The sequence below is a fragment of the Haloarcula sp. CBA1131 genome, assembly GCF_008728975.1.
Lineage (GTDB): Archaea > Halobacteriota > Halobacteria > Halobacteriales > Haloarculaceae > Haloarcula > Haloarcula hispanica.
The window spans coordinates 520120-544737 of record NZ_RPCY01000004.1 but is presented as its reverse complement, the minus strand read 5'-3'; the positions used below and the strand labels follow the sequence as shown (position 1 = coordinate 544737).

20 protein-coding genes are annotated in these 24618 nt (G+C 56.4%); 3 read left to right on the top strand and 17 right to left on the bottom strand.

The window, feature by feature from the left end:
- Positions 1–1051 precede the first annotated feature (1051 nt).
- Positions 1052–1900, bottom strand: coding sequence for a hypothetical protein (locus Har1131_RS20230; protein ID WP_151148345.1), 849 nt, complete (start codon positions 1898–1900; stop codon positions 1052–1054).
- 538 nt (positions 1901–2438) lie between these two features.
- Between Har1131_RS20230 and Har1131_RS20220 the strand changes: the two genes are divergently transcribed.
- Positions 2439–3203 (top strand): hypothetical protein, encoded by a 765-nt coding sequence (locus Har1131_RS20220; RefSeq protein WP_014030838.1) that lies wholly within the window; start codon positions 2439–2441, stop codon positions 3201–3203.
- A 70-nt stretch (positions 3204–3273) separates the two neighbouring features.
- On the opposite strand, the gene Har1131_RS20215 is transcribed toward Har1131_RS20220, so the two are convergent.
- The 7 genes from Har1131_RS20215 to Har1131_RS20180 all read right to left on the bottom strand — a co-directional run bounded on the left by Har1131_RS20215 (position 3274) and on the right by Har1131_RS20180 (position 9115).
- On the bottom strand, positions 3274–3975 hold the full coding sequence (locus tag Har1131_RS20215) for a hypothetical protein (protein ID WP_014030839.1): 702 nt from the start codon (positions 3973–3975) through the stop codon (positions 3274–3276).
- A 643-nt stretch (positions 3976–4618) separates the two neighbouring features.
- Positions 4619–5647, bottom strand: a complete 1029-nt coding sequence (locus tag Har1131_RS20205) for a hypothetical protein (RefSeq protein ID WP_014030841.1) — start codon at positions 5645–5647, stop codon at positions 4619–4621.
- Between the two features lie 164 nt (positions 5648–5811).
- Positions 5812–6720, bottom strand: a complete 909-nt coding sequence (locus Har1131_RS20200) for a hypothetical protein (RefSeq protein WP_014030842.1) — start codon at positions 6718–6720, stop codon at positions 5812–5814.
- A 146-nt stretch (positions 6721–6866) separates the two neighbouring features.
- Positions 6867–7217: a hypothetical protein gene (locus Har1131_RS20195; RefSeq protein ID WP_023842930.1), complete on the bottom strand. Its 351-nt coding sequence runs from the start codon at positions 7215–7217 to the stop codon at positions 6867–6869.
- A 556-nt stretch (positions 7218–7773) separates the two neighbouring features.
- Positions 7774–8163, bottom strand: coding sequence for a MauE/DoxX family redox-associated membrane protein (locus tag Har1131_RS20190; RefSeq protein ID WP_008308456.1), 390 nt, complete (start codon positions 8161–8163; stop codon positions 7774–7776).
- 73 nt (positions 8164–8236) lie between these two features.
- Positions 8237–8818 carry a VIT1/CCC1 transporter family protein gene (locus tag Har1131_RS20185; RefSeq protein ID WP_050036581.1) on the bottom strand — a complete coding sequence of 194 codons (582 nt, stop codon included), beginning with the start codon at positions 8816–8818 and terminating at the stop codon, positions 8237–8239.
- 6 nt (positions 8819–8824) lie between these two features.
- Complete coding sequence (locus Har1131_RS20180) at positions 8825–9115, bottom strand: DUF211 domain-containing protein (RefSeq protein ID WP_008308452.1); 291 nt, start codon at positions 9113–9115, stop codon at positions 8825–8827.
- Positions 9116–9470: 355 nt separating this feature from the next.
- Between Har1131_RS20180 and Har1131_RS20175 the strand changes: the two genes are divergently transcribed.
- Entirely contained in the window at positions 9471–10355 is an 885-nt protein-coding gene (locus tag Har1131_RS20175) for a universal stress protein (RefSeq protein WP_014030846.1), read from the top strand.
- 128 nt (positions 10356–10483) lie between these two features.
- Entirely contained in the window at positions 10484–11098 is a 615-nt protein-coding gene (rdfA, locus tag Har1131_RS20170; RefSeq protein WP_050036579.1) for a rod-determining factor RdfA, read from the top strand.
- Between the two features lie 2187 nt (positions 11099–13285).
- Here rdfA and lpdA read toward each other — a convergent pair.
- From lpdA to Har1131_RS20115, 9 genes are all read right to left on the bottom strand, one after another.
- A complete protein-coding gene (gene lpdA / locus Har1131_RS20155) occupies positions 13286–14719 on the bottom strand; it encodes a dihydrolipoyl dehydrogenase (RefSeq protein WP_151148343.1) in 1434 nt (477 codons plus the stop codon).
- On the bottom strand, positions 14719–16251 hold the full coding sequence (locus Har1131_RS20150; RefSeq protein ID WP_151148341.1) for a dihydrolipoamide acetyltransferase family protein: 1533 nt from the start codon (positions 16249–16251) through the stop codon (positions 14719–14721). Before Har1131_RS20150 ends, lpdA begins: the two co-directional genes overlap by 1 nt.
- Before the next feature lies 1 nt (position 16252).
- Positions 16253–17269 carry an alpha-ketoacid dehydrogenase subunit beta gene (locus tag Har1131_RS20145; RefSeq protein ID WP_050036576.1) on the bottom strand — a complete coding sequence of 339 codons (1017 nt, stop codon included), beginning with the start codon at positions 17267–17269 and terminating at the stop codon, positions 16253–16255.
- Complete coding sequence (gene pdhA / locus Har1131_RS20140; protein WP_050036575.1) at positions 17266–18414, bottom strand: pyruvate dehydrogenase (acetyl-transferring) E1 component subunit alpha; 1149 nt, start codon at positions 18412–18414, stop codon at positions 17266–17268. Before pdhA ends, Har1131_RS20145 begins: the two co-directional genes overlap by 4 nt.
- Positions 18415–19095: 681 nt before the next feature.
- The gene (locus Har1131_RS20135; protein ID WP_014030854.1) at positions 19096–19800 is read right to left on the bottom strand and encodes an ABC transporter ATP-binding protein; all 705 of its coding nucleotides are present in this window, start codon (positions 19798–19800) and stop codon (positions 19096–19098) included.
- A complete protein-coding gene (locus Har1131_RS20130) occupies positions 19797–20624 on the bottom strand; it encodes an ABC transporter ATP-binding protein (protein WP_014030855.1) in 828 nt (275 codons plus the stop codon). The genes Har1131_RS20135 and Har1131_RS20130 overlap by 4 nt, the downstream gene beginning before the upstream one ends.
- A complete protein-coding gene (locus tag Har1131_RS20125; RefSeq protein ID WP_151148339.1) occupies positions 20617–21924 on the bottom strand; it encodes a branched-chain amino acid ABC transporter permease in 1308 nt (435 codons plus the stop codon). The genes Har1131_RS20130 and Har1131_RS20125 overlap by 8 nt, the downstream gene beginning before the upstream one ends.
- Positions 21921–23018, bottom strand: a complete 1098-nt coding sequence (locus Har1131_RS20120) for a branched-chain amino acid ABC transporter permease (protein WP_050036573.1) — start codon at positions 23016–23018, stop codon at positions 21921–21923. Before Har1131_RS20120 ends, Har1131_RS20125 begins: the two co-directional genes overlap by 4 nt.
- Before the next feature lie 332 nt (positions 23019–23350).
- Positions 23351–24469 (bottom strand): pyridoxal phosphate-dependent aminotransferase, encoded by a 1119-nt coding sequence (locus Har1131_RS20115; protein ID WP_050036572.1) that lies wholly within the window; start codon positions 24467–24469, stop codon positions 23351–23353.
- Positions 24470–24618: the final 149 nt, after the last annotated feature.

Below are 24618 nucleotides of genomic sequence, written 5' to 3'. Positions count from 1 at the left end.
GTAAAATTCTTCGATTTGCTATTTATTATCTGTCAAGAGGGTTTTCCGGAGCCAGTACTTCTGTGAGGGGTTCAACTTAGTATTGGGAGTTGTGGGCCACGTCGAGCTGTCGCTGTAGAAGGGTGCCGCGGTAGCGTCACCCGACACGGTCCGACAGTAGCCATTGAAAATCAATGCGCACCTGATCGCACGACGGCAGTGCGATCAGTGTGTACATCGTTTCAATTGTTACTATATCTGAAGTACTGAGTTCAACGGCAAGCACTGTAAGCTTGCTGTGGACGGTCAACTGGTAGTGTTTAGTTTAGAGGGATGTGTCAGCAAGATATTCTAAAGCCAATTTCCAGCGGTGGTCGGTTCGTCGTGTCACAAACATATGAAAACGGAGAGTTTCTTTGTCCTGTGTTTTAGCTTATATATTTGACAGTAGTCCGATTTCCATAGTGTGCTATCAGGGATGGTCCAAACTTGTTGAAGTAAAGCTCAGGGATGTTTCGTATTACATACGAGAAACACAGAGGCTCGCCATGTGTTTTGCTCTAGTCCTTGGAGAAGGATTTCTGTGTGATTTGTTGTCATGGTCAAAGACAACCGCTATGGAGAATATTGCTTCTTTTCGGACTCGTAGCGTTTATGAGCGTGCGCTTTTGTCCAGCCCATCAGAATGGGATAGCCGTTCTGAGGACGGCCTACAGGTAGAACTACTGATCGGTGGTTCTACTGATTACAGGAGGAACTATTAATTCCTTATATATACTTTCGCAATGTCACTTTCAAGCATTCAGAAAGAATCAAAGTCGTCATATTTTTGTCGTACGGGAAAGGTTGGCTCAGTCTCGGGAGTTCGTGTGAGCGCTGTGTCCGCGTTGACGGATTTGCTCAAGCGTTGCAACAATCACGCCGACACCGATCTGTGGCGGAACCATACTCGCTCGGCCAGCAGAGGGCCACAAAATCCGACCGTCGGAGGGCACCACTCTGGGACAACTACTCGTGGCATGAACTGGTCAGTACAGACGAACCAATTATTGATGCTAACTGATCAGGAGTGCTAATCCGAAGCAGTCTCAACGCTATATTCATATCCAAGTTTCTCACGTAGCTGACGGAACGCCTCCAGTATCTTCTCTCCGTCTTCACCGGCAGGAATCTCGACGTGTGCTGGTGGAGTGGCACTCTCCGGATTCAGGACTCGCCAAACCGTTCGACGAAGTAACGACTCCTGGGATACCGGCTTCCAATCGAGACGTAGGCTATCCTCAGAAAACAGCACAGTCACCTGCTTCAGTCGTTCCAAATCATATGATGCGCTCTTCTCTTTATTGGAGCAATACAGCGAGTCCCATTTCAAATCATACGTGGTATCGTCAGTTGTCCAAGAGACAAGCCCGCCAAACGGGACAACAGCCGACCCTCGTACCGGATCGAGTGTCTCGTTCAATTCCTCAATTACTCCCTCGTGTCCACCCGCGTTGATTTCTCGGATATGGGTCTCATGCGGTACTGAGCGATACAGCCACGACTGGTCGGTCAAGACTGCAAATTCGTCGAAGTAGAACAGACGGTCCGTCCACGCGTCAGTATCACCGTCCGGGATTTCGAGTACTGACTCAATCACCACCCGGTCCTCAGGAAGCGACGCTCGAAATTCGTGATCCGAACGGACAAACATACATTTCGAGTCGGGAACCCGCACTAGCTCCCGTTGTACCGTCTCAAATTGACCGTGTTTTGGCTCAAGCTCTAGGTGGACAACGGTTCCGTAGTCCATCAGAACGCGAATCGCCCGGTTCTCGACTGTCACAGCGCCGAGTTCGTCCCAGTCCTTAACACCGGATAGACCCCGAGAGACGAGCCTATGTGTCGGTTCTGCAGCATCGAACTTCTCTGTAAACCCCATTGTTGTCGCGTACTCCCGGGGTTATTAAAATCCTCGGCAGTGATCTATGCTAATTCAGTTACAGTCAACACAGGGGAACTCTTTAGCGGGTCAAACTTCTGGTAGGACGTATGGAGGCAGTTCAACGGATGCTGTTTCGTGAACCAGACGGACGACGGAAGGGCCTCTTATTCTCACTCTTCTCGTTCATTTGCATCCTTGGGTGGGCGTATTTCGGTATTGTACTCAACGGCCCTCACAACATGCTCTTTTTGGGTATCGCGTTTGCGTTCTCTGGATTAGCCGAATCTCTTCCTCCGAGCCGACAACGTTCGGCAGGGGTACTGCGAATACTTGGTCTCGGTATCCTCGTTGTCTTCCTTGCTCTCCTCATAGTGGTTCCAGAATCAATATGGGGTTGAGCGCAAGTAAACGGGTTTGACAACTACTTTAGCGACGGGCGAGGCTGGTCACAGACACGTTCCCGCCCGCGGCTAACGCGACAAAGATGTCATTGCTGGTGAATACATTCTTAATCGTACGACGTAAATGGCCATGCATGGGACTGCGTTGTGAGGTATTTGGACACGACTTCGGGGAGTCGACGATAGAGGAGTCGTACGACGAAGGTAAGCGGGGCACTGTTCTAACTGTTCGGGAATACAAGTCTTGCGAGCGCTGTGAGCATATCCGAAATATCTCTGAGAACCAAGGCCTGATATCCACCACAGAGGAATCGAAAGCGAATGGCGAGCGGTCGGAAGAAGTCGAACACAGAACCGAAAACAAGGGGCCAGCGGGGGTGAGAGAGAACGCGGAGGTCGAGACCGAAGCGAGAGATCCGGTGCAGGCAGCGGACGAAACGGAACCGACCGAGCCACCCGCATCAACGATGGCCGTGTCAGACAATGTGGCAGAAACATCTCCAGATGTGGAGGCGAGTGACGAGTCACCGGCGGTGACCGAATCGGCGCTTCTGGAAACGACTGATGACGCCGTGATACTGTCGGAGACACAGGAACCAGATGACGACAGCGACACGCCGTCAAGTAACGACGATGCAGTCCTCATTGATGATGCTGCTACAGACACGGCAGAACCGTCGTCTGAAACCCCCAAAGAGCCGGGTATAGGAAACGGTCGAGACGAGCAGTCGTATACGGCGGACCGCTCAAAGAATACCACAAGCGACTCGGTTCCGACGTATCAGTGTCCGAGGTGTGAGTTCGAACTCCCCGCGAGTGAATCGTCGTTCTTTCCCGGTGACGTTTGCCCACAGTGTCGGGTCGGCTACCTCGAGGACGTATCGGATGGTGAGTCGTAGGCGCTCGATGGGACGTACCCTCGTGGAGAGATAGTCGACGTCAGACAGTGTTTTCGCGAGGAGAGTGTACTCAGTAGTTTTGAAACAGCAGTTTTCGGACGTCGTCTTTCGTCCGGGCGCTCACCGTTGAACCGTCGGGAAGTGTGACTTCGTATGGTTCGTCGGTCTCGTCTGACCGGGTCCACTTCTCGTCATGTTCGGTTAGCAAACGGTTGGCAGCGGAAAGAGTATCACTCGGAGTGTCGTCAGCTGCCGCGTTCGACTCGGCCGCGTCGGCGCTTTCGATGGTATCGGCTGACGGTGTGGTCTGTGTCGGCGTACCGTTCTGTGCGACGTCACGTCCGTCGTCTGGCGTGTCCCCTGGCCTAGGTGGGCCGGCGGCCGCCTCCTCACCCCCCTCGTTCGCTCTTTTTTCAGGTTCGATATCCGCGAGGCGATCCGCAAGTTCACTCGTTCCAAGTGCTGCGAGCAGTTTTCCTCGCATCTCATCGGCCTCAATACCGCTACCGGGAACGTCCGGCACCTCGGAGGCGATGTGTTGAAGTTCCGGATACTCAGCCGAGGCGAGTCGCTCGTAGTCGGTACGGCTCAGGCCTTGCTCGTCTTCCAGCTGGTCCGGCGGTGTGTATGTATCGAGGAGGTAGTCAACGACATCTTGCGTACGAATGTGCCCGTACGTCTCGATGAACGCGTCTTCGAGATCCTCCCGAATCGTCGTCAAGTCATCCTGTTGTGTGTCCGTAATCTCGATCTCCGGCATCACCTCCAACATCGGTCGCCCATCTCATAACTCGTTCCCTGGACGGCGATACCTGACGGAACCATTGTATAGCAGAGGCACGCATGGTCTAGTATGCGGTGTCCCCGCTGCGAATCCGATCTCAGCACGTATACGCTTGCGACCGCTGACCAGACAGCTATCGTCTGTGAATCGTGCGGCTTCGCAGACATCTCTGCGTCGCATCACAACGAGGCCTCCCCCCAGAGTCCTGGGAGTTCGCTCTCGCTCGGTTCAACGAGCATCCTGATTCTAACCCCGGTAAACCCGAAAACACCGGCCGTACACCCAGCGTCCCGATTCCCGAAAGGGACGAGCCCACAGACCGACCAGAGTTCTCGCTTGAACAGGCTGGTGTCGCGGTGGGAGTCTCTCTTGGGTCTGCTGCTAACAGGTTCCGACAGGACGCTGTTGACGAATTGAACCGTGTTATCGACGAGAACGAAATTGAACAGAGCGGGAAGGTTACAGCCAAATCTAATGAGAACGACGAGAATAGCCAAGACACGGAAACTGAAGCCGACAAAAACGGGGACGAAACTGAGTAGCGTCCGACGTCAGTTGTATTGTCTGGACGGGGACCAGTAGAATGTTCCGGCTGACGCCGGCGAGCAGTGCTTCTATTCGAGACCAACCGTTACTCGGCGGTGGTGTCAGATTCTTCGGCCTGCTCGTTTTGCCCCTCGCGCTCTTCTTCCGACCGCGCTGCGACGAGTGCGCCCTGTGCGACACTATACAGCGGATTCTCGGCTTGGCGGACGTCGCTGATTGAGAACGGTATCTCGGATTCGTTGATCCGTTCGGCGAACAACTCTTCGAAGCCGTCAGGACTGGATGTCCCACCAGTCACGACGACCGGGACATCCAGTCCCTCCTCGACATCTTCCTCATCGACTTCACTGATGATGTTCTCGATGACATAGTCGAGGAGATTATCGTAATAGATACTCAGTGCACCTTCAATACCGCCGACGTCCGTCTCGAAGTTGAGTGCGAAGTCCTCTTCTTTAACCGAGGTGACCTTATCGACGGGCGTGCCAGTCGCCTGTGCAGCCTGCTCGTCGATCCAGTCGCCACCGCGTGCGATGGAGAACTTCATTACGGGGACTGCATAGTACGACAGACAGACGTTGGTCATCCCGGCGCCGAAGCTGATACCGAGGCCAGTGAACTCACGGTTGGCAAGCTCGGAGTAGATGACGGCCATCCCTTCATTGATCGGTTCCGGGCTGTAGCCCATATCAGTGAGTAGGGACTCAATCGTCTTTTGATGATATAGCGTCGAGACATCGGCATCGATTGGGTCCGCGGGAACCGAGAAAAACAGGCGTTCATTCGGGAACTCCGGCTGTCCAACCACCTGTTCCGTGATGAGCTTAATCATCGGAATAGCTGATTGCTCGTCGCTCGAGAGAATCCCGGCTTGCATCGGGCGGCGTGTCTCCTCACTGAAGATGTTCGCGAAATTCAGGGCGTCATCGCCAACGATGTAGACGCGATCATCCTTGCGGATGTGGAGAACATCACTTCTCGACAGCATCTGTTCGGCCATGTCGCTGTAGTCAATTTCGACGAAGGAGTTCCGCTGCTGCACAAATACTGTTTCGTTACCATCTTGGCGTGCAGACAGGAGGTTCATCGTACCGACATCGAGACCTTGGGGCATACAGTTGTATTCCTCCCACCAAGTTGAAAAAACTATCCTGTTTTGTTGCAATAGGTTACATTTTATTTATGAAAACAGACGGACTGGTTCGTAGGAACATATTACTCCGGGTTACCCCACGCAACGAGAGAACAACAGCGGAGTGTCTGTGGTGAGCAGACAGTCTATTCAAATAACAACGACCGAAGACGGGTAACAATGCTTCGTTGCTCTTTGACACCGGTTTCCACATCGTCATCTTCGGCCTGCTCATTTCGAAACTGCGTGAGAGCGTCGACCTGTTCTTCGGTACCGGTGCTTCGTTCTGTCTTTGATTGGCCACCCTGTAGCTGTCTGAGCCCATCTACTGCGTCATCAACGTCATTGCTGTCGGCTCGTGTCGTGGTCGCCTCGGAATTCTCGATAGCCGTCCGATCGAGGTCAGAGTCCGTTTCTGGCATATCCAGATTTAGCCGCTTAGTTTTGGGCTGCTGTTCGACACCACCCCACGATAGTTCCGCTCCGTCTAGTGCCTGTTCGATATCGTCGTCCACATCTGCTTTGCTGACAGATTCAGACTCGCTCTCGGCCGACTCGACTGGTTCAGTTGAGTCGCTTGGGGTTGCCGCTTTCTCGAGGTAGTGTGCAACCAGCGCCGCTCCTGTTGAGGCCGCAAGCATGACTAAGCCAGTGGCGTAAACGCTGATCGTCCAGACGCTGCCGTTGACTCCGCCACTGTTCGTCCACCCATACGGAAAGACATTAACCAGAATTATCGTTGCGGCGAGACAGAACAACGTGCCGGCGGCACTGACGACCCGGGTCTTGAAACCGACTGGGAGGAGTACGACGACGCTCAACAGCACGGAGGGCAGTCCGACGAACCCAACGACGAGCGCAACCTCACGAATCTGCCAGTACGGTGCGCTCCCGGGCTCCAGAACGTTACTGTACAGAAAGAGGCAGAATCCGACGATGGCAAGCGTAACTCCGGCAAAAAAGAGTCCGAACCCAACGTAAATATCTCGCTCTTTAGCTGGTTCGCCGACATATTCGTAATAAATCGACGCAAGCGTGTCGCGATAGCCCGACACTGAGTCGGCAGACTCTGGGGACCTGTCCGATGTAGATGCAGAGCTCATTCCGTTTGTTATTTGGTCCCGATGGGTGTTAAAGATGGCTTACCCTATTTCGTTCGATCCTACCTGCGGGGGGCGAGTGGGAGCGGCGACACGCTGGTTCAGGGGCGTGAGGGCGTCACTCCTTCCTTGATGGTGATCCCGTCGTTCTGAATGTGGACGAAGATAGTCCGTTCAGGTTCGTCGGAGACTGTCACGGCAGCGACTGATTCGTGTTGTCTATCGAGAACGGCTTTAACCCTGTAGCAGCCAGCCTGTAGCAAGTTGACCGAACAGCCGGACTGGCCCGACAAGAGCTGATAGTGGGCTCTATGACAACACACCTCGCTGTCGTATATTTCTATGCGGACATCATGTTTGGTATCGGTGGTGTTTCTGATGTGGAGGTCTTCGTTCGCCAGACGCCACTGTTCACTGTTCGTCGACAGAAGTTTACGACTACTGGAGGGCATGTCGACATTGTACCTATGCTACAGTTACGAATATGTCTTATGGATTGACAGTGCATCGCGATGTCATTAATGTGCTCTCACATGTAGTGTAGTTATATACTGGTTCCCAATCGGTACCTGTTCATGTCTAATCTGGCAAAGCAGCTCCCCGGAATCTTGGAAGCGCAAGAAGCCAGATGGCATCTGTGCCGTGTGTCCCCTTCACGGACGACTCCGCCGTCGTGGACACGGGCGTCGCGTTGCGTCTGCCAGGCGGATATCCGCTGAAAAATGGCGGTCGCTCGCGGTTGTTCTGGCTCTCGGCACGGTTCTGATGATGGCGGTGAGCGGCCCTCTGGTTCTTGTTGGGCAGTCCTCGGCGTCTCACACTATATGGCGATATTCGTAGGGACAACAGTGGCATCGACCGATTCGATCGTTGCGACCCAGCGGCGCTACCGGTCACGTCCACGCCGACAGCTTCGTCCCACAACCGGCGACGACGGCGTCGATCAAATCCGTCACAGACGATGAAATACGACCGATTCAGCCCGGTCACTCGGGGCTTTCGCCACGCTCAGTCGGTGTACCAGTACGCCCAGAGGATCAACACGCCCTGCAGCGGCAACCGTGCCCAGCGGACCAACACAGAGGGATCGCCGCCACCCGTCCCCTCGATAGTGACCATGGAGACAGCCATATAGACGTTCGCGGGAAAGATCGCGACGAGCAATGCGATCGTCGCCCACGCGGCGTACGAACGCGTCCGGGGCACCAACAGGCCGAGCCCGACAGCGATTTCCGCGACGCCGGACAGATACACCAGCGCAAGTGCCGCCGGCAAGACCGGTGGCACGATCTGGACGTATAGTTCCGGCACGACGAAATGCAATCCTCCCGCGACGACATACAGGAGCGCCATCACGTAGCACAACGGCCGTTTGAACTGTCGCAAGCCAACACGCATCTACTACCGTGTATGGGGACCAGTGGAAAGCAAGTTGGGATTTGTCCTCCAGTGAGAACGGAGTCTCGGCCTCTCACCCCGGAAGAAAGAGATTAAGAATTGCGACGACCAAGCCGGCGAGTCCCATCCGCGCTGCGGCAACGTACCACCGCTGACCCGAAATCGAGCCCATGTAAGCGCCGAACGCACCCAACACACCGATACCCAGGCCGACCGAGATGAGTGCGGCTTCTACCATTGTGACAACGGTCCCCGCGACAACGAACGGTGTCAGTGGAATCAGAACCCCGATGAGTGGCCCCAGGCCGCTCATCATGGCGTGTACGAAGCGGGCACCGCTCTGGTCGCGTTGAACGCGGGTATCGTCGAGGTCTTTGAGCATCGCTCGCTCGATACGTCTGATTTCGGCCCGGGTTTCGGCACGTTCGATTTCCCAGACGCTCCAGACCGCAGACGTCCCGAGACCGACTGCCGCGCCCAGTCCGATTTTGATGACAGTGGAGCCATCTGAAACTCCCGAAAGGACAGCGCCGACGATGATGCCGATGCACGTCAGCGTCCCGTCGAAGCCGTTCGAGATGAAGTACCGGCGCGAGATTGCGAGGACGTCCTCCTTCCCGAGAAGACGCCTGAGGAGTTGTCGAATGGACGTCACGGCGCGTCAGGCATCCTGTAACGTCCGTCGGTCCGTCACGACGCTGTCACCGCAGGCAACCTGGTCCACAGAGTGGACTGACCCGCCGAGGTTTTCGATCGTTTCTTCGATTGCCTCGAAGTCCAGCTCTTCGCCTTCGAAGGTGAGCTTGACGTTTTGCACTTCCTGATCTAGTTCGATCAGAGACGAAGTGACGCCCTCGACGCACTCAATTTCGGCCAGCTGATCGGTGAACATCAGCAGGGGCGGATCGTGGGGTTTCAGTACATCGATAACGAGGCGCCGGACTGCTGCCATATCTCAATACGGTGGGGGGATTGGCTTAAAAATGTGTGTCAGCACCGTCCTGTCGACGCGCCAGCCCTGGTGGGGGCGTAGAGCAATCCCCTGTGTGTCCCAGCCACAGATGGCTGGAGAGCGCTCCGGTGGGCGAGATATTATTAGACGTCACTGCGTAGTCCGCCACACAGCCTCCGAATACAATGTCTCTGAAACCATACCGGCGCGAGTGCTTTGATGCGTAGGCAACGGCACAGAGTGCGCGAGGACGCAGAAGCCACAATCAGGGAGTGCGAAGATAGGGACCCGCCTACGGACAACCCGACGCGCTCCCCGCGACCCAGATAGCTGATCCACATTCCAGCACGCCACTATGTACGACACTATCCTGTTCCCAACCGACGGAAGTGACGCCGCAGAATCGGTCCGTGAGTACGCAATACAGATCGCAGTCGAACACGAGGCGACGATTCATGTTATCAACGTCGCCGACACCGGCCGAGACAGCGTCACCACGATTCGTGGAGAGGTCATCGACGTTCTCGAAACAGAAGGGGAGCGCATCGTGGCGGAAGCCACACAGGATGCGAAAGATGAAGGCGTTCCTGTCGTCTCTGCGGTCCTCCAGGGTGACCCGCACAAGACGATAGTCGACTACAGCAAACAGTCCGACATCGATTGCATCGTTATGCCGACGCACGGACGGCGCGGGCTCAAGCGAATCCTGCTCGGAAGCGTCACCGAACGCGTCATCAATACGGCAGCGGTTCCCGTCGTTGCGGTCAACCCTGCCGAAGGCCGACCACTCGTGTATCCACCCAAGCACGTCCTCGTCCCGACGGATGGAAGCCGTGGCGCAGCACTCGCAGTGGCAGAGGGGATCGATGTCGCGAAGGCGACGGGAGCAACGCTCCACCTGCTTCACGTTGTCGAGACCGGCGGTCTCGGACCGGATGCACGCTCCGTCCTGAAAGAAGGGGAGTTGACTGAGCGGGCAAATGAGATTCTGGCCGAAGCGACCGAGAAAGTCGAGGAGACGTCGCTCAACTCGGTCACCAGCGTCATCGAACACGGGACCCCCTCGAAGGTGATTTGCGACTACATCGACGAGAACGAGGTCGATCTCGCGATCATGGGGACCCACGGACAGACTGACTTCAGCAGGTACGTCATGGGTGGTGTCAGCGCCAAAATTGTCCGGCAGTCCCCAGTTCCGGTGGCGTGGGTTCGCGAGCCTGAATCCGAATCAAATGAGTAGCTCAGCCCGTGAATCGGCCGACACATACCAGAGCACGGGCCTGATAAAGCTCTCCGCGTGAGGGACCTCGCCAAACCTCCCGGTATGCGGGAGTGTTTAGTAACTATGGCGTTCAGGTAAATCGGATCATGACCGCAGACGACTCACAGTCCGGAGGGGGAACGAACAAGGTGGATGCCGTAATTCGAAAATACGATCTTGTCGGGATGGGTGCAGAACTCGAAGATCGGTGGGTCGGCGCCGACGGGGAGGAAGAAAGTACCCGAGACCTCGCGGACTACTTCAATCAGTCGGTGCTCGAGTCCGCCATCGAGGGGAGCGACGCACCGACATTGAGTGGCGACATCCAGCAGGTCTATCAATCACTTCGCGAAGATGACGCGGACGCCCCGCTCATACGCTCCCGTCTCGAACAGAGCGGGGTCGATATCGAATCGGTGATGGACGACTTTATCTCCCACCAGACGGTGTATCGCTATCTCAAGAACGACCGTGGGGCGGCCCGACCCGAGCGGACGCCCGCAGAACGGAAAGAAAACGCCATCGACTCAATACAGCGGCTTCGGGGCCGAACCACCGCTGTAACGAGGCAGACTATCGAGAGCCTCGAAAAGAACGACGCCATCTCGGCAGGCGATTTCAACGTCATCAACGAGGTGCAGGTGCTGTGTGAGGACTGCGGCCATAGCTACGATATTGTAGCGTTTCTGGAACAGGGTGGCTGCGACTGTCAATCCGCGTGAGGACTCGGACCGTATTATCGAACCGACGCCAAAACCCCAGTATGGTCCTGTAAACCGACAATGCGCCACGCCAGCCGGCGGTCAGCCGAGCCTCGGGAACCGAGCGGTCTTACAGTCGACACCGCAGAACGCGTATTCCGAGACGTTGCCAGCACTATCTCTGGTCGTGACATTACGATACCGGACGTTGTCGTCAATTGATGCGCCGCAGTGATCGCAGTGTCGCGTTTCAATCGAGCTAATTACGACCCTGATAGATTGGCTCTCAACGCTTTCGGGGGCTGCACTCCGCGCTCGGTCCGCGTTTGCGATGTCTGCTGATTGTTGGCTACGGTACTCCTGCGTGTTTTGTGCGTTCATGATGTCGCTGATTATGGGTTTGTAGTTGGTGTCGCAGCGCTTCGTGAGATGGGTCATCGCGACCCGAAAACCGTCGGCTGGTGTTTGGGAACCAGCCAGGACCGACGTTTTCCACCTGTGTGCCGGCGTTTACCCGCACTGTGGTGGTCTACGTCAGTTTAAAATTTGAAAAATGTAAAAAACGCAAAACCGGATGTGATGGGGTCTGCACCGATCAAGTGCCGGGGCAGCGGGCTTGCCTGCCAAGCCGTACAGTCAGCGCCCGGATTCATGTCCTTATCTTTAATGGATGTACACTTAATAGTTCCGTGAGTGGCGTTCACACCCAACGAAAATAACTGGCCCAAACCTGTGAGTCCAGCGAGACTGCACAACGTAGCCGTGGCCTGCAGCAGCCATCACTCCAAGACATCTATAGTAACAATTGAAACGATGTACACACTGATCGCACTGCTGTCGGGCGACCAGGTATGCATTGATGCTCAATGGCTACTATAGCTTGCTTCGAGTTTGTGAGCGCCCTATCTCAGTGACGAAGCTAATAGGGACTAACCAAATGATTAAATACGGAAGTTCCGTACTGGGAGGTATGGAACCGGGTACCAAAACGGTAGAACCGCCCCGGAAAGCGAGCCAATTAGCGGCTGTAACGTCCGGTTATACGTTTTTTACACTTTCTCTCCGATACCCCACGTAGCCCACCCCAGTCCGGGCAGTAACCCGGCATAGGCGGAAAACGGTGGTAAAGCGACAAGAGCGATCCAGAGTAATGTGTAACAGTCGACGGAACGAGTCCGACCCCTGTCAACAACGAATCGATACAAACGATGAATGGACAAACTGAGGCGGAGCAGTCACTAGCAACTGCTCGGTGCGCTATGGAAGCCAGCGGCAACACGGCCGCTACCGAACTGAATATCCAAAACAAATCAACTCGAGTCTTGGTCGATGGGTCACCGAACTACCGCTGTGATTACTGTGGACAAGTGATCAGCGAACAGATGAAGTTCAGCGCGGTTACGATACGTGATCCGGACGGAGAGATAACGGAGCATTTCTTCTGTGAAGAGGAATGCATGACATCACAATACCCAGATATCTAACATACCTGTTTGGATTGCGATCAGAACAAATATTAGGTCTACAACGAGATAGTATATAATCCAAGATTTTTGGATTGTATCCGACAACATAGAAAAAGACAGATGACAGGAAGTGATGGCATATGAGACAGTAGCTGAACTTTCAGCGCAAAAAACAGGTCGTATATATCCGTATCGACACCGAATCCAAACAAATACTCTATAATCTCGTTCTGGAAAATTGGTCGATGTATAAATATTCTCGAAATATTAATATTTGGCGGTACAGAATAAGGGACGGCTTTATATGTTTCCATCAGCCATGACATCGCATGACATGCTACAACGCGAGCAAAGGAATTCTGTACGAAAACCTTCCAACAGACGTACCGAGACCCGAAGAAGAGGAGAGCAAGCTGAGTGCCAGTGACGGTGCCGCAAGCCAAACAGTCGCGAACGACTGAATCTGGAACGTATCTGGTGTCCGACGCTGGAGACTACAGTAACAATTGCAACGATGTACACACTGACCATACTGTCGTCGTTCGATCAGGTGTGCATTGATTTTCAATGGCTACTATAGCTTCGACCTGTACCCACAAAAGAACGTAGCGGTCACTCAGGGTGGGTTCTGTTCCCGAGTTGTCGTTTCGTTTCAGTAAACAGCATCGGATAGGCCACAAATGGGTATAGATTGAACGGTTTTGGTCGTAGATCTGGGTTCTAAGGCGTCAATATTGACCAGTCAGTTTTGTCTGTGTATTGCTTTCCCTCTCGCATTCTGTGCGGCTTCCATTACCGCTTCACTTAATGTTGGATGCGTATGGACGGTGGAGCCGATGTCCTGAAGCTTTGCACCCATCTCGATCATGGCTGCGATTTCTGCAATCAACTCGGATGCCTCCGGACCGACGATCTGTGCACCGATCACACGTTCGGTTTCTTTTGCGGCGACAATTCGGACAAAGCCTTCTGTCCGGTTCGCTGTTAGTGCCCGTCCAGACGCCTGGAACTGGAACTCACCTGTAACTGGAGTAACACCCTCGTTCGCAGCTTCGTGCTCCGTCAGCCCGACGGTTCCGATTTCCGGATCGGTGAACACCGCAGCCGGGAGTGCCCGATAATCGACTGCGGCGGGCTCGCCAGCGATTACTTCCGCTGCGACTTCCCCTTCTTTCGAGCCCTTGTGTGCCAGCATCGGCTCACCCGCAACGTCGCCGACCGCGAAAATGTGCTTCTTGTTCGTCCGGCATCTGCTATCCGTTGGAATGAACCCCTGAGCATCGGTTTCGACGCCGGCAGCTTCGATACCGAGCGTGTCAGTCACCGGGCGTCTACCCACGGCAACGAGTATTTTGTCAGCAGTGAGTTCGATATCGCTATCGTGCGCCGCCTCGTCGGCGGGGACAGCAGTCAGGACGGCCTCACCGTCCGACTCTGCCCAACTGTCCGCCGTGTACCCGAAGTGGAAGTCGACGCCGAGACGCGCTGCTCGCTGTCGGACTATCGAGGCAACGTCTTCCTGATAGCCGGGAAGTGCCTGCTCAAGGGTCTCAATTACCGAGACGTCGCTCCCGAGTCGGCTGTAGACTGTCGCTAGCTCCATGCCGATGTATCCGGCTCCGACGATGACGAGTTCGGCGGGTACCGTTTCGAAGTTCAGAGCGCCAGCAGAGGAGACGATGGGCTCGTCATCGAAGTCGAATCCCGGAATTTCGATCGGCCGGGACCCCGTTGCGATGATGCAGTGGTCGAATTTCAGCGATTCAGAGCCCTGCCCCTCTCCCTGATGGACGATTCTGATCTTGTTCTCAGCAGCAAATTCGGCAGTCCCTTTCAGCAGATTCACGCCGGCTGCCGTACACAGTTGCTCGATACCGCTCGTTAGTTGGTCGACGATGCCGTCTTTCCAGCTCATCATCTCGTCGAGCGCAACTGTTGGGTCCGCGTAAATCCCCAGTTCCTCCGCCTGGCCCGCCTCCGATGCCAGGTCTGAACCGTTTAGCAGCGCTTTAGAGGGGATACAGCCACGGTTGAGACAGGCTCCCCCGTACGCCCCTTTTTCGACGAGAGTGACATCGAGACCAAGCTGTGCAGCGCGGATTGCGGCGACGTATCCGCCGGGGCCCGCGCCAATAACCAGTACGTCAGTCGAGGTAGTGACATCTCCGACGACCATTATTCTAGTAGTAGCAGGTTTGGATTTCGCAGGTACTTCTGTATGGAGTTCGTGAACCGTGCGGCGTCTGCGCCGTCGAGTACTCGGTGGTCGAACGACAGCGATAGTGTCATCACATGACGGGGTTCTATCGTCTCTTCACCATCGGCTTCGACAACCCGTGGCTTCTTTTTGATCTCTCCCAGTGCCAGAATTGCGCTTTCCGGCTGGTTGATGATCGGTGTTCCGTACTCTCCGCCGATCCCGCCGATGTTCGAGATAGTGAACGTCCCGCCACGCATCTCCTCCGGCGACAGACTCCGTTCTCTCGCTCTCTGGGTTTTTTCGTTAGTTTCCGATGCGACTTCGAGCAGGCCTTTCGCATCAACATCCTCGACAACGGGAACCAGCAACCCGGCATCAGTCGCCGTTGCGACACCGATGTTGTAATACTCCTTTTCGACGATTTCTTCGTTTGCTTCGTCGAGGGAGATGTTTACCTGTGGGTTCTCTTGCAGGGCCGCGGCACACGCTTTCATCACGAACGGCATGTACGTCAGTCGTATATCGTGCTCCTCGGCCTCCTGTCTGAGGGTCGAACGAGCGTCGACCAGCGCAGTCACGTCGACCTCGTCCTGATGAGTGACGTGCGGGGCCGTATATTTCGACTCCGTCATCGCGGCTCCGATCGTCTGCCTGATCCCGTTGTACGGCGTCCGAGACTCCGGGCGCGCCGGCTCGTCAGCCGCTGCCCTCTCGGCTACCGCTTCTTGATCCTTTTTCTGTGCCTGCTGTTGGGCCTCTGCGTACTCTCGGACCGCTTCGAGCGTGACAAAGGGTTCTCCGTCCTTTCGTTCATCAGTTGGGATATTGTCGAGATCGACCCCTTCCTCCGCTGCGACGTGTCTGGTTTTCGGGACGGCCACCGTCGTCTCCCGGTCTGCCGTTTTTCTCGCCTGAACTGGGCTGACAGACTGCGGCGAAGTTGCTTGCTGTTTTTGTTGCTTCGCGGCGGCGGTCCGCTGGTTTGACTGCGCCTGCGTCGAGGAGTGAGAGTCCGTGTTCGCGTACGCGCGGACATCCGACTCCGTTATACGCCCCGGAGACGAGTCCGCAATGCTGGAGATATCGACGCCCAGTTCACGGGCGAGACGCCGCACAGACGGCGAAGCGGCGACTTGGACGTGCTGTGTCACCGCTGGTTCTGACTGCGTCTCTTCGGCTGGCTGTGTTGGTGCTTCGTCGTCGGTTTGGTGCCCGCTGTCCGCAGTGGCGTCGTCTGCAGGCGTTTCAGTTCCGTCCGGTTCGTCTTCCCCTTCGACCCGGAAGACGATAATCACGTCACCGACTGGGACTGTCTCACCTTCCGCGGCACGGAGTTCTTCGACAACACCGTCGACGGGGGACGGGACGTCGACGACGGCTTTGTCGGTCTCGACTTCCGCTACTGGCTGGTCTTCCGAAACTGCGTCGCCCGGCGCAACCCGCCAGCGAAGCAGTTCGCCCTCGGCGACGCCTTCACCGACATCGGGGAGTTCGAATTCACGGACCATGTTAGAAATCGACTGTTTCGCGGATGCCGTCCTGGATACGGACCGCCTGTGGCAGATAGTAATCCTCCAGCGAATGGAGCGGCATGGGGGCATCGAAGCCGGCGATTCGTTTGATTGGCGCTTCCTGATGAACGAGCGCTTCTTCCTGAATCGTCGTTGCGATTTCCGCCCCCAGTCCGCCGGTCTTCGGTGCTTCGTGTACAATCGCGGCTCTGCCGGTCTTTTTGAACGAGTCCGTAATCGTCGCTACATCGAGGGGTGACAGGGTCCGCAGGTCGATGACCTCGACCTCGATGCCATCTGACTGGCTGAGGTTCTCCGCAGCGATCAGGGCGGGCCGGGTCATTGCTCCCCACGTATAGACTGAAATATCGCTTCCCTCCCGCCGGACAGCAGCCTCACTCAGCGACACTTCATACGGTTTCGTCGGGACATCTTCACGGAAGGCGCGGTAGATCAACTTCGGCTCCAGGAAGATGACTGGGTCCGGGTCGTGGATGGACGCCGCCAGGAGCCCCTTCGCATCGTAGGGTGTGCTCGGTGAGACGACCTTGAGGCCGGGCTCATGCACGAAGAACGCTTCCTTTGACTCGGAGTGGTGTTCTGGGGCGCGAATCCCACCGCCGTATGGGGCCCGTATCACCATCGGCACCGAGTACTGCCCCTGGCTACGGCTCCGGAGGCGCGCAGCGTGACTGACGATCTGGTCGAACGCGGGGTACATGAAGCCCATGAACTGCATCTCGGGAACAGGCTTCATGCCGGTCTGGGCGAGTCCAATCGAAGCCCCGATGATTCCGGCTTCTGCCAGTGGCGTGTCGATGACGCGGTCTTCGCCGAACTCCTCGTATAGCTGGTCGGTTGCTCTGAAAACACCGCCGTTCTTCCCGACGTCTTCGCCCAGAACGACGACGCTATCGTCTTGCGACATTTCCGTGTACAGTCCGTCCTGTATCGCCTCCACGAGGGTGAGACGCTGTGCGTTTTGCCCCGTCTGCGTACTGGCTGTCGAACTCATTCCAGCACCTCCGAGAACGCGCCGTCGTCATACTTCTCGCGCAGCCGGTTCAGTTCGTCCCGCTGTTCTTCGAGCCGCGCTGGAACGTCCTCGTACACATGCTCGACGATGTTGTCCGGACTCGTCTCTGTCTGCTCCGCCGTTTCTATCGCCTCGCTGACTTCTTGTTCGATACTGTCCTGGATCTCACTCTCAAGGTCGGAATCGAGGATGCCCTCGTTGTACAGGTACGTTTCAATGCGGTCCACGGGGTCGCGGTCGCGCCAGGCCTCTTCTTCCGATTCGTCTCTGTAAACGGACGGGTCGTCCGCAGTGGTATGCGCACCGAAGCGATACTGGACGGACTCGATAAGCGTTGGGCGTAGCTCTCCGGGACCCGGATTCCGGGCTTTCTCCAGTGCCGCACTGGCGACTTTGTAGACCGCCAGCGGGTCCAGCCCGTCGACTCGAACGCCGTCGATACCGTATGCCTGTGCCTTTTCAGCGATGGTTTCGCTCGCGGTCTGTCGCTCGCGGGGGACCGAAATCGCCCACTGATTGTTGTTACAGACGAACACAGCGGGGACGTCGAACACCCCAGCGAAGTTCAGTCCTTCGTGGAAGTCGCCTTCGGAGGTCGCACCGTCACCGAGGTGACACAGGACGGCCGTATCGGTCTTTCCCTGTAGCTTGTGTCCCCACGCCATTCCCATGGCCTGTGGAACCTGGGTCGCAATCGGAATATACTCCGGCATCACGTTGACGTCGTCGGGGATCGCGTATCCCTCTCGATAGCCTCTCAGTGGCTCGAAAAGGGATGCAAGGTCCATCCCGTGGGCGTACTTCGCCGCGTGCTCCCTGTAGGTCGGGAACAACCAGTCCTGCTCGGCAAGTGCCAGGCTCGTGGCGACCTGTGACCCTTCTTGGCCCGTCATTGGTGCGTATGTCGCTAGCCGCCCCTGTCGCTGGAAGCTGATCGCCCGCTGGTCGAAGTGACGAGCGAGCTTGATTGTCTCATACAACTCAAGTAACTGCCTGTCTGAAATGTCCGGAACAGACGCCTGTGGTAAGACATTTCCTTCAGCATCCAGTACCTGGACTAGATCCGAGTCTTCTCTGACGGCCGCTGGCACGTCCTTGCTTCCTGCTTCGTTTTTCATGTTCATTGTTTTCGATGATGTTTTTTGTATTCGACAGACGCTCCCTCAACAGACCCTGATAACCCGAACAGCCGCTGAGTACGGCTCCCCGAGCGTGTTCAAGGCTGGCGTTTTCCACCGGGCACAGGGACCACCTGTGCGCTGGCAGTCTACGCCAGTTTAAATGTCGAAAATGTGAAAAATGTAGCTGTGGAAGAGGGCAGTGCCCAATCCATTAACTGCCGGGACAGCTGACCTGCAGGGCAGGCGATAGGGTTCAAGCCCGGATGCATATGTGGAGACTGACATGGTAGATACTTATTGTTTGTGCGACACTCGTTCACACGCCACAGTAGCTATCCCGGTATGAGCGGTGACAGTTACTGGGCCAAAGGGACGTAGAGACAGCAACAAGTACAACATATTTGACTATTATATCTACCTTCCCTATCTTGTGATGATTGTAACACAACATATATTCAGACGGTAATACGGATAAGTCGATATAACGAGGTGCTGTGAAGAACTAAATACGTTCAAATATCTACAACTTCACTGAATCCGGGGCTGCAGTGTGGCAATCCGTTCGCTGATTATGGGCCGTCAAGGACTCAACAGCCCGTGCCGGCTCGACGGCCCGTACAGTATCTCGCGTCGGCGCCTTCCTGTGGCAAAAAGCAGTCTCCAAGCCAGTCCTGGGTACAGAGACTACCCGCCGAGGAAGTCCTCGCGAACCTGCTGGTCGTTGAGAAGTGCTTCACCACTGTCTTCGTGTCGGTTCTGTCCCTGCACAAGGACGTAGCCGCGGTCGCACCGCCGCAATGCCTCTTTGGCGTTTTGCTCGACGAGGAGGACGGCGGTTCCGGCGTCGTTGATCTCGTCGATGCGGTCAAACATCTCGTCGACGAGGTCCGGTGCGAGGCCTGCACTGGGCTCGTCAAGGAGTAGCAGATCAGGGTCGAGCATGAGCGCACGGCCCATCGCAAGCATCTGCTGTTGGCCGCCTGAAAGTGTACCCGCCTTCTGTTCTGACCGCGTTTCCAGTATCGGGAACCGGTCGTAAACCGCCTGTAGCCGCTCTTCGGGAAACTGGTCCAGCGTGTATGCACCCATCTTGAGGTTCTCCGTGACCGTCAGCGGCTCGAACACGTTGTTGCTCTGGGGGACGAAACTCAACCCATACGAGATGATATCTTCCGGCTGTTCGCCAGCGATGTCCCTATCATTGAATACGATCTCGCCCCCCATGTACGTCGTCAGTCCGAACACTGACTTCATCACAGTGGACTTACCTGCGCCGTTCGGGCCGACGATGGTGATGTACTCACCCTGTCCGACTTCCATATCGACGTCTGTGAGGATCTGCAGGTCACCGTAGCCGGCGTCCAGTTGCTGTACTGACAGCAAACTCATATTTTCACCTCTTCTCCGAGGTAGGCGTCAAGCACTTTCTCATTGTTTTTCACCGCGTCCGGTTGCCCCTCGGTGAGAACGCTCCCCTGGTGCATAACGATGACCGTATCGCAGTTGTTCATGATAACGTCCATGTCGTGTTCGACGAAGAGGAAAGTGTAGCCACGCTCTTTGAGCGTGTGCAACCGGTCGATGAGTTTCTCCTCGAGTGTCGGATTGACTCCCGCAAGCGGTTCGTCCAGCAGCACCATCTCGGGGTCGGTCATGAGCACGCGCGCCATCTCCAGAAGCTTTCGTTGGCCCCCTGAGAGATTGCCGGCGGATTCGTGCGCGACGTGCTCGATCTCGAACAGTTCGAGCATCTCCCAGGCCTGTTCCCGGAGCTCTTTTTCCTGTTCGACGACCTTCGTTCTGGCTCGCGGGAGGACCGCTCGCCAGACTGCTTCGCCGGCCTGGTTCTGTGGTGCCAGCAGCAGGTTTTCCAGCACAGTCATCTCCGATAGCTCCCGTGCGATCTGAAAGGTCCGGACGAGGCCCTGGTTTGCGACCTGATCCGACCGGTACCCCGTTATCTCCGTGTCGTTGAACTCGACTTCGCCCCCGTCCGGCCGTTGCACACCGGTAATCAGGTCGAACGTCGTCGACTTGCCAGCCCCATTCGGGCCAATCAGGCCGGTGATCGACCCCTTTTCGACGTGGAAAGAGACGTCGGCGACAGCGGTAATACCGCCAAACGTCTTTCGTAGGTTCTCCACTTTGAGTATCTGCTCTTGCTGTCCCTTTTGGGTCTGGTCGCTCCGTGCTGAGTGTGCGTTCTTACTCATTGTCGTCCTCGCGAGTCGCCTGTTGTGAGAGGTCAACGCTCGATGCGATTGCTTTTCGATGGCCAAGCAGCCCGTCCGGATGCCGTTGCATGAGATACACCAGGACGATACCTAACAGCATGAGACGGAGCGCGGAGATGCTCACGTCCTGCACGGAATAGGCCAGCAGGGGCGTGACATCAAGGGTCCCCAGCTCGGCAAGCGCACCGACAAGCGTGTCGGGGGCGTTGCTGAGCTGGAGGTACTCTGCCACGACCCGGCGGACGAACGAGGGTCCCTCGAAGAGCAGACTCGCGAACAGGGCACCGCCAACGATACTTCCTGTCGGTGAGCCAGTCCCGCCGATAAACAGGGCAATGAAAATATAGAACGTCTGTATCGGCTTGAACATCCGTGGCGATGCATAGCCTCCGGAGAGCCGCCAAAGGATGGCAATCAGGCCCATGAGCGCACAGCCAAGCGCGAAGGTCTTTATTTTGAACAGGCGCGTGTCTTTCCCCAGTGCCTGCGTGACCTGCTGGTCCTCGCGGATGCTCTTGAGGACCCGGCCGAAGGGTGACTTCCCGATACGGATCATCAGCCAGTACAGGAGGCCGAGACAGAGACACAGCACGACCACGTACGCCCAGCCGATGACCAGCGTCTGCTCGATTCCCAGTGGTTCCACGGCGCTGAACATCGCCGCACCCAGCGCATTGGGCGCTGGGGCTGTTGCGGCCGGGTCTGTGTAAAAGAGAATCCGGATCGGGTTCGATGGCAGGGACAGGCCCGTCGCACCGCCAGTTCCGAATGCGACGCCGGCAATGCGAGTGTTCGCGAACTCCGGGGCACGGAGTGTGAGGCGAACGATCTCCGAGAACGCGACGGTTACGATGGCAAGATAGTCGGCACGAAGCCGGATCGCCGGCAACGCTGCGAGGCCGCCGACGACCCCAGTCACGAGGATAGCAGCCACAATGGCGACCGGGAGCGGCAGCCCGAAGCCGGGCGGACTGGCCGTCACTGGGGCGGTCAGTATCCCCATCGTGTACACACCGATCGCCATGAACCCGGCCGCACCGAGATTGAACAGGCCCGCGTACCCCCACTGGAGGTTCAGTGCGAGCGCTAACATGGCATAGATAGCTGAGAGGAACGCGACACGACGGAGCGTGTTGACGGTACCGTTCAGCTGGAACCCGAGGACGACACTGAAAAGCGCGTACAGTCCCCCGATCGCGAGAGCAAGCGCGACAAGCAGGCGCACGTCATTGTTGCCAAGCCAGCCCTCAGCCCGCGCCTGAATGGAACCCGTACTCATGCCGTCGTCCTCCCACTGAACAGACCCGACGGGCGCACGAGCAGCATGACGATCATAATGACGAATGCCGCAACCAGGAGGAAGCTAGCCGGGATCCAGACGAGTGCGAGTCGACTCGCGATGCCGAGGATGACCCCACCGACCATTGCGCCGTAGATCGATCCGACACCGCCGAGAATGACCGCTGCGAACACCAGTAACAGCAGGTCCCACCCCATTGTAACTGTGAGCGTTCCCTGCTGTAACGCGATAAGAAAGCCTGCACACCCAGTAAGCCCGCCGCCGATAATCCATGTGAGCTTGACGACGCGTTCCGTTGGGATGCCCGTGACTTTTGCGAGGTCTTTGTTCGCGGCCATCGCACGCATGGCCGTGCCGATCTTGGTGTACTGGAGCAGAATGTGCGTGCCGAGCATCAGGAGTGCGGCGACGACGACCAGCGTAATCTGGTGCCCACCGAACGTGACGCCCGCGATGGTAAATTGGGGGATATTGCCGCCTGTCAGCCCGCGACTGTCAGTCAGGAACGAAAAGGTGAGGAAATTACGAAGGAACAGTGCGACGCCGACACTGGCGATCATCAGCGTCACGCCATCGGCACTGCGCATCGGTTTGAATACGATTCGATCCAGCAAAAGCGAGAGGGCGGCTGTGAGGGCCGCGGCGACGAGCAATCCAGCCAAAAGCGCCAGTGGGGTATTGACAACATTGATGCCAAGCTCATTCGAACCGACTGCGATCGGGCCGCCGATGAGGACGAGCGCTTCGGCAGAGAATTCACCCAGCCCTGCAACCAGAAACGCCGTCGCCCATCCGGCGAACGCACCGCTCGTAATCAAGTCACCGTGGGCAAAGTTCGCGAAATTGAGGATACTGTACGTCATCGAGAGGCCGACACCGGCCAGTCCAAGCGACATCCCAAGCACCAGTCCGTTCCAGAGATAACTCATGAGGTCTGTGACGACGATTGTTCCAGTGCCTAACTGTCGAAGGATGTCGAATACGAGAAACACGCCGATAACGGCGAATATAACGAGTACTGGGCGGTTGTATAGTAGATTCTGTCCACGGCTGTAGTAGTCTCGTGCCGCCATATTATCGTGCTCTGTACCCAGTGTTAAAAATCTTGATGTAAAATCGTCATAGAATCACAGGGAACCGAAAATATACGCCCATTTCATGCTAGTGACACACACGATAATGTACAACATATATCAGACATGTAACTAAGTCAGGCGGGCTTTGCAACCGCAGGCGTTGATACCAGGGTTCAGCGTTGATACCAGTAGTCAGTACACAACGGCGGGCGCATACGCTCCCGACTTCGGCAGTGCTCGCTTGAAGCGCATATGTATCTATGTCCACGACGAGAAATATGAAACCGATTGTCGGAAGGCTCAGTCAGTCGCGAGTCCCTGCTGGCGCGCTACAGAGAATCCGTGACCGTTCCCATCACTTCCAGCGCCTCTTTCAGTTCAGCTGTGCTCGTGGCATACGAGATCCGCGCCTGTCCCTCACCGCTCGGCCCGAATGCCTCGCCAGGAACCACGATGACGTCGTTGTCCAGCATCTTCTGGGTCCACCCGTCCGGGACGTGAGGCATCGCGTAGAACGCTCCCTTCGGCACTGGCGTGTCGAGGCCGATATCCTCCAACCCATCGAGAAGCACGTTTCGACGCTCCTCGAAGGCCGACACCATCTCTCGCACCGGTTCCTGTGGGCCGGTAAGCGCCGCTTCGGCAGCGTACTGCGATGGAGCGCTGGCACACGCTTGCACGTACTGGTGCACCCGTAACATCCGTTCGATTCGCTCTGAACTGGCCGCCACCCACCCGAGCCGCCACCCTGTCATCGAGTACGTTTTCGAGCACGCGCTGGCCTGAATTACCCTATCGGAGCTGGCGAACTCCGCCGGTGAGTGGTGTTCACCGTCGAAGACGATCTTCTCGTAGACCTCATCGGAGAGGCAAATGACTTCGTGCTCATCCGCTAGCCGCGCGAACTCCGCCATATCCCGCTTCGATTGCACCGCACCGGTCGGGTTCGCAGGACTGTTAACGATAAACAGTGACGTGTTGTCCGTAATGGCGTCCTCCACAGCAGCGGGGTCGAGGGTCAGGTCATCTCTGAGTTCGACCCGCTTTGGTTCGCCGCCGGCGAGTAGCACCAGTTGTTCGTAGGCCAGAAACCCGGGGTCGGGGCAGAGCACTTCGTCACCTGGCTGGACGTGGGCTTCTATGGCGACGTGAATCGCCTCGCTTGCGCCGGCAGTGGCGATGATGTTTTCGGGCGGTATGTCCTGTCCGTTGTCGGTGGCATAGCGTTCACTGATGGCTTCTCTGAGTTCTGGAACGCCCTTGTTGGACGTGTATGAGTCGCCCATCCCATCCTGAATCGCACTCGTCGCTGCCTCCCGGGCGTGTTCTGGCGTTGGGAAATCAGGCTGACCGAGACCCAGATTTATTGCGTCTTCGCCTGCCGCCTCGAAGACTTCTCGGATGCCGCTGATATCCATCTCTTCGACGCGTGCTGCGTACTGAGACATCAGTTCATGAGTATAACGGTATTTGATTATAGTCTTTCGGTTGTACGACAGGTGCCGTTCCCCCAACCTTGCCAGACAGTATGATGAACATGTTCTATCTGAGCCACGGCAATGGTACAAAATCTACTTCGACTGTCGTACTGAGGGGC

What these genes read in the sequence shown, in the direction of transcription:
- pdhA (WP_050036575.1), bottom strand. Translation starts at nt 18,414, where the DNA reads ATGAACATGAAAAACGAAGCAGGAAGCAAGGACGTGCCAGCGGCCGTC.
- Har1131_RS20120 (WP_050036573.1), bottom strand. Translation starts at nt 23,018, where the DNA reads ATGGCGGCACGAGACTACTACAGCCGTGGACAGAATCTACTATACAAC.
- Har1131_RS20145 (WP_050036576.1), bottom strand. Translation starts at nt 17,269, where the DNA reads ATGAGTTCGACAGCCAGTACGCAGACGGGGCAAAACGCACAGCGTCTC.
- Har1131_RS20135 (WP_014030854.1), bottom strand. Translation starts at nt 19,800, where the DNA reads ATGAGTTTGCTGTCAGTACAGCAACTGGACGCCGGCTACGGTGACCTG.
- rdfA (WP_050036579.1), top strand. Translation starts at nt 10,484, where the DNA reads ATGACCGCAGACGACTCACAGTCCGGAGGGGGAACGAACAAGGTGGAT.
- Har1131_RS20195 (WP_023842930.1), bottom strand. Translation starts at nt 7,217, where the DNA reads ATGCCCTCCAGTAGTCGTAAACTTCTGTCGACGAACAGTGAACAGTGG.
- Har1131_RS20220 (WP_014030838.1), top strand. Translation starts at nt 2,439, where the DNA reads ATGGGACTGCGTTGTGAGGTATTTGGACACGACTTCGGGGAGTCGACG.
- Har1131_RS20180 (WP_008308452.1), bottom strand. Translation starts at nt 9,115, where the DNA reads ATGGCAGCAGTCCGGCGCCTCGTTATCGATGTACTGAAACCCCACGAT.
- Har1131_RS20205 (WP_014030841.1), bottom strand. Translation starts at nt 5,647, where the DNA reads ATGCCCCAAGGTCTCGATGTCGGTACGATGAACCTCCTGTCTGCACGC.
- Har1131_RS20190 (WP_008308456.1), bottom strand. Translation starts at nt 8,163, where the DNA reads ATGCGTGTTGGCTTGCGACAGTTCAAACGGCCGTTGTGCTACGTGATG.
- Har1131_RS20125 (WP_151148339.1), bottom strand. Translation starts at nt 21,924, where the DNA reads ATGAGTACGGGTTCCATTCAGGCGCGGGCTGAGGGCTGGCTTGGCAAC.
- Har1131_RS20130 (WP_014030855.1), bottom strand. Translation starts at nt 20,624, where the DNA reads ATGAGTAAGAACGCACACTCAGCACGGAGCGACCAGACCCAAAAGGGA.
- Har1131_RS20115 (WP_050036572.1), bottom strand. Translation starts at nt 24,469, where the DNA reads ATGTCTCAGTACGCAGCACGCGTCGAAGAGATGGATATCAGCGGCATC.
- Har1131_RS20215 (WP_014030839.1), bottom strand. Translation starts at nt 3,975, where the DNA reads ATGTTGGAGGTGATGCCGGAGATCGAGATTACGGACACACAACAGGAT.
- Har1131_RS20230 (WP_151148345.1), bottom strand. Translation starts at nt 1,900, where the DNA reads ATGGGGTTTACAGAGAAGTTCGATGCTGCAGAACCGACACATAGGCTC.
- Har1131_RS20150 (WP_151148341.1), bottom strand. Translation starts at nt 16,251, where the DNA reads ATGGTCCGTGAATTCGAACTCCCCGATGTCGGTGAAGGCGTCGCCGAG.
- Har1131_RS20175 (WP_014030846.1), top strand. Translation starts at nt 9,471, where the DNA reads ATGTACGACACTATCCTGTTCCCAACCGACGGAAGTGACGCCGCAGAA.
- lpdA (WP_151148343.1), bottom strand. Translation starts at nt 14,719, where the DNA reads ATGGTCGTCGGAGATGTCACTACCTCGACTGACGTACTGGTTATTGGC.